The organism is Leucogemmata humicola, assembly GCF_055379415.1.
The window spans coordinates 527,389-540,875 of the sequence record NZ_AP040875.1; the positions used below are offsets into that span (position 1 = coordinate 527,389).

11 protein-coding genes are annotated in these 13,487 nt (G+C 62.9%); 4 read left to right on the top strand and 7 right to left on the bottom strand.

Annotation, left to right across the window (positions count from 1 at the left end):
• Positions 1-17: 17 nt before the first annotated feature.
• The 4 genes from AC6H4Z_RS02075 to AC6H4Z_RS02090 are packed head-to-tail and all read right to left on the bottom strand — an operon-like array spanning position 18 to position 4,426.
• Positions 18-1,337: a HEAT repeat domain-containing protein gene (locus AC6H4Z_RS02075; RefSeq protein ID WP_497545074.1), complete on the bottom strand. Its 1,320-nt coding sequence runs from the start codon at positions 1,335-1,337 to the stop codon at positions 18-20.
• A complete protein-coding gene (locus AC6H4Z_RS02080) occupies positions 1,337-3,211 on the bottom strand; it encodes a HEAT repeat domain-containing protein (protein WP_497545075.1) in 1,875 nt (624 codons plus the stop codon). The genes AC6H4Z_RS02075 and AC6H4Z_RS02080 overlap by 1 nt, the downstream gene beginning before the upstream one ends.
• Before the next feature lie 10 nt (positions 3,212-3,221).
• Positions 3,222-3,887, bottom strand: coding sequence for a hypothetical protein (locus AC6H4Z_RS02085; RefSeq protein ID WP_497545076.1), 666 nt, complete (start codon positions 3,885-3,887; stop codon positions 3,222-3,224).
• Positions 3,884-4,426: an RNA polymerase sigma factor gene (locus AC6H4Z_RS02090; RefSeq protein ID WP_497545077.1), complete on the bottom strand. Its 543-nt coding sequence runs from the start codon at positions 4,424-4,426 to the stop codon at positions 3,884-3,886. The genes AC6H4Z_RS02085 and AC6H4Z_RS02090 overlap by 4 nt, the downstream gene beginning before the upstream one ends.
• Positions 4,427-4,651: 225 nt before the next feature.
• Here AC6H4Z_RS02090 and AC6H4Z_RS02095 point away from each other — a divergent pair, with 225 nt between their 5' ends.
• A complete protein-coding gene (locus tag AC6H4Z_RS02095) occupies positions 4,652-4,975 on the top strand; it encodes a PadR family transcriptional regulator (RefSeq protein WP_497545078.1) in 324 nt (107 codons plus the stop codon).
• Positions 4,976-4,980: 5 nt separating this feature from the next.
• Positions 4,981-7,644 carry an ABC transporter permease gene (locus tag AC6H4Z_RS02100; RefSeq protein WP_497545079.1) on the top strand — a complete coding sequence of 888 codons (2,664 nt, stop codon included), beginning with the start codon at positions 4,981-4,983 and terminating at the stop codon, positions 7,642-7,644.
• On the opposite strand, the gene AC6H4Z_RS02105 is transcribed toward AC6H4Z_RS02100, so the two are convergent.
• Together AC6H4Z_RS02105 and AC6H4Z_RS02110 are read right to left on the bottom strand one after the other, a co-directional pair.
• The gene (locus tag AC6H4Z_RS02105; RefSeq protein WP_497545080.1) at positions 7,624-9,213 is read right to left on the bottom strand and encodes a S41 family peptidase; all 1,590 of its coding nucleotides are present in this window, start codon (positions 9,211-9,213) and stop codon (positions 7,624-7,626) included. The two genes, AC6H4Z_RS02100 and AC6H4Z_RS02105, sit on opposite strands and share 21 nt — an antisense overlap.
• Complete coding sequence (locus tag AC6H4Z_RS02110) at positions 9,210-10,424, bottom strand: tetratricopeptide repeat protein (protein ID WP_497545081.1); 1,215 nt, start codon at positions 10,422-10,424, stop codon at positions 9,210-9,212. Before AC6H4Z_RS02110 ends, AC6H4Z_RS02105 begins: the two co-directional genes overlap by 4 nt.
• A 179-nt stretch (positions 10,425-10,603) precedes the next feature.
• Here AC6H4Z_RS02110 and AC6H4Z_RS02115 point away from each other — a divergent pair, with 179 nt between their 5' ends.
• Positions 10,604-11,167, top strand: a complete 564-nt coding sequence (locus AC6H4Z_RS02115; RefSeq protein ID WP_497545082.1) for a GNAT family N-acetyltransferase — start codon at positions 10,604-10,606, stop codon at positions 11,165-11,167.
• Here the strand turns inward: AC6H4Z_RS02115 and AC6H4Z_RS02120 are convergent.
• Positions 11,164-12,522: a dicarboxylate/amino acid:cation symporter gene (locus AC6H4Z_RS02120; protein WP_497545083.1), complete on the bottom strand. Its 1,359-nt coding sequence runs from the start codon at positions 12,520-12,522 to the stop codon at positions 11,164-11,166. The two genes, AC6H4Z_RS02115 and AC6H4Z_RS02120, sit on opposite strands and share 4 nt — an antisense overlap.
• Positions 12,523-12,772: 250 nt before the next feature.
• Here AC6H4Z_RS02120 and AC6H4Z_RS02125 point away from each other — a divergent pair, with 250 nt between their 5' ends.
• A complete protein-coding gene (locus AC6H4Z_RS02125) occupies positions 12,773-13,417 on the top strand; it encodes an ECF-type sigma factor (protein WP_497545084.1) in 645 nt (214 codons plus the stop codon).
• Positions 13,418-13,487 lie beyond the last annotated feature (70 nt).

Genomic DNA, 13,487 nt, shown 5'->3' on the forward strand with positions numbered 1-13,487 from the left:
GCCCCTCGATCCGAACCCTATCGTACTATCAGGTCCTGAAGCGCCTGCTTGATTCTCGGATCTTCCGAGCCAGCCAGTCGCGACACGGTTCGCTTGCGCAGCGACAGATTCTCTTCGCCCTTCACGATTGTCAGCAGCTTGTCGATTGCCGGACGTTCGCCGTTGCGAATAAAGATGCCGATCAGGGTTTCCTTCATGTTCGGATCGGTCGTCGTGTCGTACAGCTTGACCATTTCACCGATCGGCGCCCCTGCGCGGCTCGCAGCATCGAGTGCGCGACGACGCATCGTCAGCGGCTCGTTGCCATCCTGCGCCATCTTGAGCATCCACTTCATGTTGTCGGAGCCGCCGATGTCGGCCAGCGCCGAGAACACGGCTTCGCGCGACCGATCGCTCTTGAGCGTCGGATAAACCTCGCGGAGGAGAGCTGCGTCCTGCGCGGTGGCGTAGTCCTGCCCCAGCGACCGGAGCGCGACGGTGAGTACTTCGTCGGGCAGATCGGTGCGGCGCACCGCCGAGCGTAGGTACTGACGCGCGCGCGGGTCGCCGGAGCGTGACAGCGTGGACATCGATTCTTTCGCCAACCAGTTGCTCTGCGTCTGCTGCGAAAGCGAGACGAGCGACGGAATGCCCGCGCCGTGATCGAGACGGCCGAGCACCGATAGCGCTTGCTGACGCACCGACTGATTGTCGGTTTCGTCGCGAGCGATGGCGAGAATCGGCTCGGTGACGCTCGTCGGGATCGTCTGCATGCCGTCGGTAGAACGGCCCATGTACGAGAGCGCACTGCGGCGCGTCTCGCGCGGGAGTGCCGTGTTCTTGGCAATCGTGACGAGCGCCGACGCGGTGTTCGCGCTGTCTGCGAGCATCGCGGGGAAGAGCGCGTCGCGTCCAGCGCGTCCGTCCACGGAGCCGGCGAGTGAGAGCAGATAGTCGGCGGCATCCTGCGCGCGCATCTGGCCGAGGTCGGCAATGCCGCGAAGGGCAGTGTCGGCCGGGCCAACGAACGTTTGAATGGAGAGCGGCTGCTTGTCGGCGCGATCGATCACCACACGCACTGGACCGGGCACGCAGGGGTCGATGCGAACGGCGTCGTTGTAGTTGCCGTAGAAGTTTCCGTTGTAGCTGATCGAACCCGTGATGCTATTCGGTCCGGTCTGGATGTAGCTGCGCCCGTTTCCACACGTGCCGGGGCGCGCGGCGAAGGTGAACTGCACTCGACCATCTGGAGCCGCCGACACGCGATTGGCAATCGACTGACTCTGCTGCGTCTGCGCCTGCACCGTCTGGCCAGCCGCCGCGACGAGCGCGGCGGCGGCAATGTGTGAGATTCGCATTATGGTTTGCCGGATTTTCCGTCGAGGATTTCGACGAGAAGCTGCGTGGCGCGCGGGTCATTCTTGCGCTGAAGTGCGTTGATCGCCTGGGTGCGGAGATTCATCACGGTGCCAGTCTTCACGATCTCGATCAACTTGTCCGTCGCTTCCGGCTCCTTGCGGCTGCCGAGCACGTTCACGATTTGCGAACGGACGTTGTAGTTGTCGGCGGCGTCGTAGAGCTTGACGACATCCGTGATCGCGGTGTTCGAGCGCAATACGCGGGACATCGCGGTAGCTCTCGACTCACTCGATTCGTTCGGATTGCGCGCGATGGCGAGCACCCACTGGTCATTCTCCTGGCCGCCCATGCGCGACACGGCGTTGATGATCGCACCCTTCATGCGATCGCTATCCGCCTTGCCGTAGAGGTTGCGCAGGTACGCCGCGTCGTCGGACGTTGCGCGATCGCTCGCGTAGCTGTTGATCGCTTCGATGCGAAGGCTCATCGCCGCATCCTTGCGGTCGATCAGCGCACGCATGCTCGAGCGGGCCTTGGGGTTGTCGCTCGACGTCAGTGTGCGAACGATCGACCGCTGCATGCTCTCGTCCGTTTCGGTGCGAAGCAGGTCTTCGAGCGCAGCAACGCCAGCGTCGCCCTGAAGCTTGGGCAGCCAGTTGATCGCCTCGGTCCGCACGGACTTCGACGGATCGGACTTCGCAGCGGCCGAGATGAGCGTGGCGGCTTCGGCGTCGCCGCGCTTGCTGCCGAGGATGAACACGGCGCGCTGGCGGAGCTGCGCGGTGCATTCATCCTTTTTTTCCAGCACCGACCGAAGCACGGGCAGAGCGCGCGTCGGATCCATCGACGTGAGCGCGCTCATTGCTTCGACCTTCACCTGGATTTCTTCGTTGTCGCAGGTGTTCGCGCCCGCCTGTGCAAGCTTGGCGACGCGATCGGCTGCGTCACGATCACCGCGCGACGCGAGGGCCGAGTTGACGCGTGCATAGAGTCCCGCGACGTCGCCGTCGTTGGCGCCACGACGCTGCTGGTAGTACACGTTGTTGTTGCCGCTCGACGCGAGCACGACGCCCTGGAACTTCGACACGCGCGGTTCGAGCAGCTTCACCGCGGTGTGCAGCTCTTCCGTCGTGCCGATCTTGTAGCGTGCCCACGCTTCGTAGTATGGAAGGTCGTTCGCGTAGACCGACTTTGGATACTTCTGCGCGATGTCCTTGAACATCTGTGCGGCGCGACCGTAGTCGCCGCGATTGAGAACGTCGTGCGCCAGGCGATACACCGAATCCTCGGGCTCACCCTGTTGGAAGTACGGGCGTGCGATGCGGTTGTCGGAATTCCAGTTGATCCCCATCGGCGCGATTGGTGCCATGGGTGCGATCGCGATGGGGCGAGCGAACTCGAAGTCACGAGCAACATCGCGGGCAATGTCACGAGCGATTGGAGCTACGCGCGTCATCTCGCTCATGTCGATGCGAGCCAGCTCACGTGCCTGCACGCGAGCCTGTTCCGACATCTCACGTGCCTGGATGCGCGCCTGCTCCGACATCTCACGCGCCTGCTCGATGTTGATGCGGCTTGCGCTGCGAGTCATCTCCAACTGTGCTTCGCGCATGGCGTCCATGTCGACGCGTGCCATCTCGCGGCTGACTCGCGCGGCTTCGACAGCCTGTTCGCGAATCATGTCGACGTCGATCGGGTCGATCAGCGGCCTGGCGATGTAAATCGGGCGCGGCGTCGGCGTCGCCACAGGTGCTGGCGCTGGCACTGGAGCGGGAGTGGGCCGAGCGGGAGGTGTAGGACGGACCGGCGGCTCCTGAGCCCCGAGCGCGGTGGCCGCGGCAAACAAGAACGTGGCGAGCATGGTGCGATTCATCGCGCTTCTCCTAATTCGCAGAAATGTCGGCTGCGGCAGTGCGCAGCCGTGGAATGACGTCGCGCTGTTCCAGCGCGCGGTTAATGAGATCCATCTCGATTCGATTGCCATTGTTCTGCAGACGGACCACCTGTGCGAGCACGAGTTCGAGATCTTCGAACAGGCTGCGCATTGCCGGGTCGTTCGCGGCCGGTGAATCCATCAGTAGACGAGTGCGCGTCAGCAGGTCGGCGGCGCGCGACGTGAACTGCTGGTCGGCGCGACCTGCTTTGACTTCCGAGGGCAGCGCGACAAGGAGCGCCGCGGTCTGTCCGAGATACTGTGACGTTTCGACTTCATAAGGACGTGCCAGGCTCGTGTCCGAGCGCGTTGCCGGTGCGCTGGCGACGGCGATCGGAGCCGGCGATGCTGCGGGTGCGTCGTGACGGCCAAGGGTCATCGAGGCGCGTCCGAGTCCAACACCGACGATCAACGCCGCGGCGATCCGAATACCCGAGGAGTGGAGCAGCCCGCGTTTCTCGGGGCGAACGGGCAGCGCGACGATCTCCGGTCGCGACGCCAGTCCAGCGGTCTGCGAAGCGATGGCGCTCCACATTCCCTCGAAGTCCGGTTCGGGCGGAACGCGGTATGTCTTCTCCGCGTCGCGCATCAATTGTTCAAAGCGTTCGTCCGTCATCGTTCAAACTCCGGTGCCAGGTCGGCGAGCGTTGCGCGGAGTTGCGCACGCGCTTGCGACAGCCGGCTCTTACAGGTCCCTTCAGCAACTCCCAGCACTTCGGCGATCTCAGTGTGGGTATAGCCTTCGATATCGTGCATGACGAGCGTTGTTCTATAGATCTCCGGCAGTGCATCGATCGCCCGGTGCAGTCGGTCGCGCAGCACGGGGTCGACGCCCGCACTGTCTGAGCCGATCGGGTGGACGTCCTCGAGGTCCGTCTCCCGTTCCCTGAACCGCTTCACCTTTCGCATCGCGTTGGCCACGACCGTAACCGTGATCCGATGCAGCCAGGTGGAGAGCGCCGAGTCACCCCGAAAACGAGGTAGTTGACTGAAGGCGCGAACGAACGTGTCCTGCGTGAACTCGCGAGCTAGATCAGCGTCCCCGGTCAACCGAAAGGCGAGGCGAAAGACCCGGGGCGCGTGCGCGTCATACAACTCGCGCGCGGCGATCCGGTCTCCGGAGAGGACCCGAGCGATCAAATCGGGTTCGCTCACCCGGTAGGCTGGTGGTAGGGCAACGGCTGGTCTGGTCACGTGTTGGCTGTTAGATGCACGATCGGCGGAAAGCGTTCGATGCCAGTGGGTTCAAACCTTTGCCGATCGCGAACCATCCAATGATTGACGCACGAAGGCCCATTGTCATATCCTTCTCCCCGGAACATTTCCGGGGTACGCCTCGTAGGGCCTCCACCCGTAGTCCGACCCAAGCCTCGTCTCGCCATGGACCTGCTCCAGGGAACCCTCGACGTCCTCGTCCTCAAAACTCTGTCCTGGGGACCGCGGCATGGCTACGCCGTCGCCCGATGGATCAAGGACACAAGCGACGGCGCCATCTCCGTCGAAGACCGGGCCCTCTATGTCTCGCTCCACCGGCTCGAGGAGCGCGGCTGGGTTGCATCCCAGTGGGGCCTCTCCGAAAACAACCGAAAGGCCAAGTACTACGAGCTCACCGCCTCGGGCAGGCGACAGCTCCAGGCCAACGCGTCAGAGTTCACGGCCTACGCGCACGCCATGTTCAAAATCCTCGAGACCGCTGAGGCCTGACCACCATGCGCCGCATTCCCGGGGTAAAACCGCTGCCACACGCGGGGCACACACGCCGCTCCATCGAGCGCGACGTCGACGAAGAGCTTCGCTTCCACCTTCAGATGAGAATCGAGGACCTGATGCGCGAAGGCCACTCACGAGAGTCCGCGGAGCAAGCAGCTAGGCGCGAGTATGGCGACATGAACGAAGCACGATCAGAACTCGCGTCGATCGACCGCCGCGCGGCGCGCAACGGTGCATGGCGCGAATGGTTCGGATCGTTTGGCCAAGACGTTCGTTTTGGCGCACGTGGCCTGCGCTCACGCCCCGGCTTCACACTCACGATCCTGATCACGCTCGCACTCGGCATCGGTGCCAACGCGGCGATCTTCAGTGTGGTCGATGCCGTTCTCCTTCGACCGTTGCCCTTTGCGCAGCCGTCGTCGCTCGTGCACCTGTGGGAGACCTTCCAGTCGAAAGTCGAGAATCGGTCGGAAGCGTCGTTCCCCGACTACCTCGATTGGCGCGCGCGGAACAAGGTCTTCGGCGACATGGCTGGCTACCACGGTGGAGGCTTCTTGCTCGGCGGCGCACAGCCGCAGACCGTCGGTGCCGGAAAGACGACCGCGAACTTCTTCGACGTCCTCGGTGTTCGGCCGATGATCGGTCGCACCTTTTCAGCCAATGAGGATGCCGTGGGCGCGCCGCGCGTTGTGGTACTCACCTATGGATTCTGGCAGCAGCAGTTCGCCGGCGACCGCTCGATCGTTGGCCGTCAAATCACTCTCGACGGCGCGCAAGCGACCGTCATCGGTGTGCTCCCGGCCGCGTTTCAGTTCGGCCGGCTCGGCGGTGCGCAGATCTGGTCGCCCATCGATCGTGGCGCGCCGGCGCGCGCGAATCGCGGCAATCACTGGCTCAACATCGTCGCTCGATTGAAGCCGGGCGTCACCCAGCCCACGGCTGCGCAGGATATGTCGGCCATCATGCGCGACCTCGCGCGCGAGTATCCGCAGAGCAACACGGGCCGCGACGGACTCGTCGTTCCGCTGCAGGATGAATTCGTCGGCACGGTTCGACCGATCCTTCGCCTTCTATACTGTGCGGTTGTCGTCGTGCTGCTCGTCGCGTGCGTCAACGTGGCGAACCTGCTGCTCATCCGCGGCGCCGACCGCCAGCAGGAGATCGCCGTACGCGTTGCCCTCGGTGCCGGCACTGGCCGGCTCGTTCGCCAACTGATGACCGAGAGTCTGTTGCTCGCCGCCGGCGGTGGCCTGCTGGGACTTGGCGTCGCGAAGCTTGGCGTTCAGTCGTTAGTCGGGCTCATGCCGGCGCAACAAATCCGCGGTCTGCCGGCGCTATCCGCCGCGGGACTCGACCCGCGCGTCGTCACCTACGCGTTTCTCATCTCGCTGTGCGCGGGAGTCGGTTTCGGTGTCGTCCCAGCGCTGAGGTTATCGAAGTCCGCTGTTTACGGTTCTCTCAAGAACGCGGCGCGCGGAACGATCGGTGGTGCGAGTCGTTTGCGCGACGGCCTCGTCATTGGCGAAATCGCGCTCACGGTGATCCTGATGTCGGGCGCGCTGTTGTTCGGGCGCAGTCTCATGCGGCTGTTGGCGGTCGATCCTGGTTTTCGTCAGGAGCACGTGACCACGACGACGGTCGTGCTTCCGGGCGTCTCGTATCCCGATGCGCCGAAACAGGTCGACTTCTTTCACCGACTTACCGATCGTCTCCATGCGCTTCCTGGCGTCGAGGCGGTTGGTCTCGTTTCGCGAATGCCGCTCGACTTCGGCAATTCGCTCGGCTTCACGATCGTTGGGCAGCCCGCGCCTGATCCAGGTCGCGTTCCGTCGGCCAGCTATCGTCAGGCGAGCACCGAGTATTTCCACGCGATGGGAATTCCGCTCGTTCGCGGCCGCGTCTTCGGCAACGGCGATGACGCGCGCACCCCGACAGCGGCAATCGTTAATCGCGCGCTCGCGGAGGCGTATTTCGTGGGTCAGGAAGCGGTGGGGCAACGCGTCTCACTTGGTCGCGACACCGCAACGATCGTTGGCGTCGTTGGCGATGTGCCGATCGGCAACCTCGGCGACAAGGTTCCGCCGACGATGTACTTCGCTTTCGACCAGTCGCCATCGACGGCCATGGCGGTCGCCGTTCGAACGAGCGCCGAGCTCGATCAGGGCACGCGTGCAATTCGCCAGGCGCTCGCCTCACTCGATCCCAGCGCTGCTGTAACGCGAGTGACGACGATGGAGACGCTGATCTCCGAATCGCCATCGGTATTTCTACGGCGTTTTCCGCTCGTGCTCGTTGGCGCGTTTGCGGTGACGGCGTTGTTGCTCGCCATCGTCGGGATTTACGGCGTGGTGTCGTACTCGGTTGCGCAGCGCAGCCGCGAGATGGGGATTCGCATGGCACTCGGCGCGCAACCGGGGTCGCTCATTGCGCTCGTGATGCGCCACGGCGGATCGATGGCGATCATCGGCATTGTGCTCGGTGTGGTCGGAGCGCTGTTGCTGGGCCGCTTCGCCGAAAAGATGTTGTTTGGTATTCGGCCGAACGATCCGCTCACCTACGCGACCGTCGCGATGATTCTCGCGACAGTCGCTGTGGTGGCGACACTATTGCCGGCGCGTCGAGCGACGCGCGTAGATCCGGCGTTAGCGCTTCGGTCGGAGTGAAGCGTCGGCGTTGGCGAACGCCTCGATCGCGCTGCGGACCGTAGGGTCGGTCAGCGCGACGAGGCGGTAGTAGCCGGGATTGCCGAAGCGTGCGAAAGCAATATTGCGCAGCAGCGCGCGAGACAGGATGTCGTCCGTGCCCGCTTCCGTGGGAACTGTCGCACCGTTCGTCGTCGCGTACGAACGGAAGTCACTCAGCGCCGCCGCGTCGACGGTGCGTGATGTTGCGAGTGCTTCGACCGTGGCTGGAACGGCGCCGGGTTTGGTGACGAATCCGCCGGCCCACGTGAGGAACAATCCGCGCTCGGTCAACGGTGCGAGCCAACGTGGTGCGATCGTTTCGGGCACGACGACGTCAGGAACGATACCGCCTCCACCGTACACCGTTCGACCATTGTCGGTCTGACACGACGGGCGATTCGTGTTTTCCGAGCTCTGTCCTGCCTCGCGGTAGTAGGCGCGTCGCGATTCGCCGTGATATTCACGCTGAATCACACGGCCACACGGCGTGCGCACCTGACCGATCACGAGTGCCATGCGCGATCCGTCGGTGAGCGGGAACGTCTGCATGAGCAGCGACTTGCCGAACGTCGTGCGGCCAACGATGAGCGCGCGATCGTGATCCTGCAGCGCGCCGGCGACGAGCTCTGACGCGCTTGCGGTTCCGTTGTCGACAAGCACGACGATCGGATAGCGACGCTCGCTCGACCAACGCGAGCGGTCGACGCGACCGGTGTCAGTGACGTCTGCTTTGCGCCCGGACGCCGTGTAGACTACTGCGTTGCGCGGAAGAAATTCACTCGCGATGCGTTTGGCTTCGTCGACGCGGCCTCCGCCATTTCCGCGAAGGTCGAGAACGAGCCGCTTCATTCCGTTGCTCTCGAGAACCTGCAACGCACCGTGGAGGTCATCGGCGATGCGATCACCCATGAAGGTGGTGACGCGCACGTAGCCGGTGATCGAGTCGATCATGGTGGAGACGGGAACGGCCGATTCTGGTGCGACGCGCTCACGCATCACCGACCGATCGAAGCGCGCAATGGATCCGTCGGAGCGCCGGCGCCGGAACGCGAGCACGGTCGTTGATCCCTTCGGGCCCGACAGTGCGAGGTCGAGCTCGTCCGTCGACGTCGCACCAACAGGCTTTCCGTCCACGGCGACTAGTTCGTCGCCCGGAAGAATATCGAGCGAGACTGCTCGGCTTCCCGGTGAGACGGTCGCCACGATCGGCGCGCCATCGATGAAGCCGAAGTCGATTGGAACGGGGAATAGGCGGCCGGCGCGGAGCGCTGCTTCCTTTGTAGAATCGAGTCGCGCGGCCGGGATCACGTACGAATGCGGATCCGCCGCGGCGACCATGCCTTCGATCGCCGCCATCAACAATGCGTGCGGATCCAGCGAGTCGGGGTGGTTCACTCGAATCTGGTTGAGGACCTGGCTGAACAGCTGCAGGTCCTCGGCAACGGTGCGTTTGCGCGTTGGTGCGCGCAGCGAATCCTGAGCGGACGCCTTGGTGGCAGCGACGCCGAGCAGAGTGACGATGACGCCGTGACGAACGAGGCGAATCACTGCTCGAGCTCCATCCCTCCGGGCAACGCCGAGAGCGCCGCGATTCGTGCTTCGGCTTCGGCACGCCGGAGATCGGCCTTCGAGGCGCGCGCGAGAAATGCGCGGTACTCGACGAGCGCATCGGCTGGCTTCTTCTCTCGCTCGAGTGCTACGGCGAGAGCGAAGCGGGGAGCCGCGAACACTGGGTCTAGCGCCAGCGCCTTCCGCAACGGAACCTCGGCTTCGACCGGCTTGCCTGCTGTGACGAGCGTATAGCCGTACATGAACAGCGCCGCGGGATCGTCGCCGCGGAGCTGAGTCGCGAGATCCATTTCGGACAGCGCCGTTGTGGTGTCCTTGGTCTCGAGCGCGATGAACGCCAGCTGAAGGTGCGCGGGATAGTACGACAGGTCTTCCTGTAACGCTCGACCGAACGCCTCACGAGCAGCATCGGTGTGACCGAGCTGCTGATGGATCACGCCGATGCTGTGTTCGGCCAGCGCCTTGGACTGATAGACGTAGATGAGATCCTTCTTGTCGCGCTTGCGTAGGTCTTCGACTGCTACCGTGAGCTCGGCGAGTGCGCTGTCGGGCATGCCCTTATTGAAGAACACACGTGCGCGGTCGACTCGGAGCGGGCCGTTTTTGCTATTCTCGTGGATCGCCTTTGAATAGAGATCCAACGCGTCGTCGTAGCGGCCGTCGCTGTAGGCGAGCCAGGCCTTCGAGGACAGCGGCCATCTCATCACTTGGCGGTCGAGTTGGAAGCGAACGTCGGCGGAATTGTAGCCGGCGTTCGTGTACTCGCGGGTGATGTCGTCGATGATTCCGTCATACAGCAGTCGCTCGAGGCGCTGCGGAATGAACGGGTTGATCGTGAGTGCATAGTAGAAAAGCGAGTCGATCTTCTGGACATCCTTGGACTGGATGGTGCCGCGATCACCCGTCCAGTAGCGAACCAGCCGTCGTCGATCTGAAAGCAGGAGGGCGATTCTCCGGGCGTAGAAACCCTCCGCCGCCGTCGGATCGATCCGTGTCGACCAGTAGAGTGCGTCGGCTGCTTTCTCGGGATCCTCCTGAAGGACTTTGAGGCCGAAATCGTAGTAGGCGCGTGCGTTGTTCGTGTCGGCTGGGGCGTCGAGCTTGGGACGTTTTGGCTCCTTCTGCGCCTGGGACACACAGGGCCACATCGCGAGGGCCGTTACAAACGCCGCGGTCGTTCGAAATTTCATTGCGAGATCATGGGTGGTAGACCTCGCTATGACAGTCTTTGATTCGGCGGAGTCACATTAAAGCACTCTAATTCTTCTGCTTGTCGGTATTCGGGTGTCCGATTTTGTTGATGGGTTGCGTTTCTCGAGAGACCCGCGGTTACGAGTGTAATCTGAGACTCAGAAAGAAGGTGACCGAAATGCACCAGCCCACGAACACCACGCCGGCATTCGAGCGCCAGAATCCGGTGACGACACAACGCCTCACCGCCGCAGATCTCACTCGGCGTATTCCGCAACTTGCGGAGCTTCTCGTCGACGTCGTGAACGGCGGCGCATCCATGGGATTTCTTGCACCGCTCGACTACGATCAAGCGTGCGCCTACTGGCTATCGTTACGCGGGCAAATCAGATCGGGTGAGCGGCTGATCGTGGCGGCCTTTCGCGAACGTCGAATCGTTGGCGCGGGACAGCTACTGCTGGCGCGCTGGCCGAACGCGCAGCATCGAGCGGAACTCCAAAAGCTCATCGTGAGTCCAGCATTGCATGGCCGGGGAATCGGCAAGCTGCTCATCGGCGCGCTTCAGGTTGCGGCAACGGAACACGGGCGCACGTTGATCATCCTCGGCGCGCGACGCGGGTCGGTCGCCGAGCGACTGTATAGAAGTTTGGGGTACAGGGAGATTGGTGTGATCCCCGGGTATGCGAAGGACGCCGCCGGAGAGCGTCATGACAACGTCAGCTTCTATCAGGAGCTCAGCTAGCGGGCGTCCACAGAGGCGAGCCTCGCGGGAGCGGAGAGCGTTGTCGAGGGCCGATTATCGCTCTGAGATTCGGGTGACAGCACAAACGATCCTTCCCATTGGGCCATTAGCACGGTGGCCAGGCAGTTTCCGACGACGTTGAGGGACGTTCGCGCCATGTCCATGAACGCGTCGACACCAAGGATCACAGCAACACCTTGTAGCGGCAAGCCGAATTGAACGAGTGTACCCGAAATCACGACGAGCGATGTCCGCGGAACTGCGGCGAGCCCTTTGCTCGTTACCATCAGTGTCACCATCATCAGAAGTTGCTTTGAGAGCGGCATGTCGACGCCGGCCGCCTGGGCAACGAATACCGACGCCAGCGCCATGTATAGCGTCGAGCCGTCCATGTTGAAGGTGTAGCCGGCGGGTAGCACGAACGACACGATGCGGCGGGGAACGCCTAGCCGTTCCATGTTCTTGAGCGCGAGCGGCATCGCCGCCTCGGATGACGCCGTGCTGAATGCAACCAGCCATGGCTCTTTCACCGCTTGCCAGAAGCGCCGTACCGGAACTTTGAAGATCACGGCGATGGGCAGGAGAACGACGACGGCAAAGACGACTAGTGCACCATATAGCGTAAGCACGAGTACGCTCAGATTTCTGAGAACGCCGAGGCCATTCCTGCCAACCGTGACGGCGATAGCGGCGCCAATGCCGACGGGAGCGAACTTCATCACGATCTCGACGAACTTGAACATCACTTCACTGAGGCTTTCGCAGCAGCGCAGCATGAACATGTAGCCAGGTCCCTTCACGCGGGACAGCGCGACACCGAAGATGATCGCGAAGAAGGTGATCTGCAGGGCCTCGTTTTTTGCTGCCGCATCGAAGAAACTCTGCGGCACCGCGTGCTCGAGGAGCCCGGACATCGATGTCTTCGTTTTGGCGAACTCGCTGCCCGCATCGACGGTGGCTGCAGCGAGATTCACGCCGACGCCCGGCTTTATGATGTTCACCGCGGCAAGCCCGACAACGAGTGCGAGCGTCGTGACGACTTCGAAGTAGAGCATCGAACGAAGTGCCAGTCGTCCCACGCGCCTCGTATCGTCGCCTTGGCCCGCGATACCCACAACGAGTGTTGCGAAGAGCAACGGCACGATCAACGACTTGATCATGCGCAGGAAGATGTTCGACAGGACTTGCAGATCCGTCGCGTGAAAGCCGCGTGTGTCGGCGCCATCGGGGAACGCGTAACCGAGCGCGACGCCGGCGAGCATGGCGATGACAACCCAATGGGTTTGCGAGATTCGCCGCAGTACGGAGACTACGGGGGTTGGATTGGCGGCGACGTGTGATGAGTCGGCAGACATTCGGATCGACGAGGGGTGTGAAGTCGATCGCGATGCGGTTGGCTTGCGAGCGATCGTACTCCCTGAACGCGCCTCGCGTCGCCAAGCGGACAGCCCTCGCGCCGCAAAGCGGCCTGAGTGGTACGCAAAATGTCGGGTTCACCGGACTCGCTGCGCAAACAGTATGAACGTTTCTCGCGCGCGGGGATTCATCGGTAAGACGCCGACGTCTGATCCGTTTGTCTTCCTGTCTCAGTCGAATGTTTGGTCAATGCCCGTAATTCAAAACCGCATGCTCGCGCTCGAAGCACCACACGCGTTGAATGACTCAGCTCCGAGCGTCACGGAGCTCCTCGAAAATCTTGGCGCCGGTCAGCGTGACGCCTTCGATCAGCTGCTGCCGCTGGTCTATCACGAGCTACATCGAACGGCGCGCCGCGAGTTGGCGATGCGTCCAAGCGACACGCTATTCACGACCGCGCTCGTTCATGAGCTCTATCTCAAGTTCTCGCGAACCCACGGCGCGAACTGGCACAATCGTGCGCACTTTCTCCGCGCCGCTGCGGTCGCGATGCGCCACATCCTCGTCGACCGGGCTCGGCGTCGCACTGCGGAGAAACGTGGCGGTGCGAGTCGCACCGTAACGCTCGACGATGGACTCATCGCCGGCGATAGTCAGGCCGAGGCGATGCTCGAGCTGCACGATGCGCTGGATGAACTCGCCGTGATAGACGCGCGCCTCGCGCGTGTCGTCGAATGCCGGTTCTTTGGCGGCATGACCGAAAAGGAAACGGCGGACGCTCTGTCCATCACCGAACGCACCGTGCGGCGCGACTGGGTCAAGGCACGCGCGCTGTTGTATCGCTCTCTGATAGGAAACGCCGACGATGCGCTGGAGACGCGCGCGGCCGGATAGAACTCGTGACTACGGGCGCGATGTCCGCTTGCGCGGGCAGGCCGTCGTTCTGGTCACATGCTAAATCGTC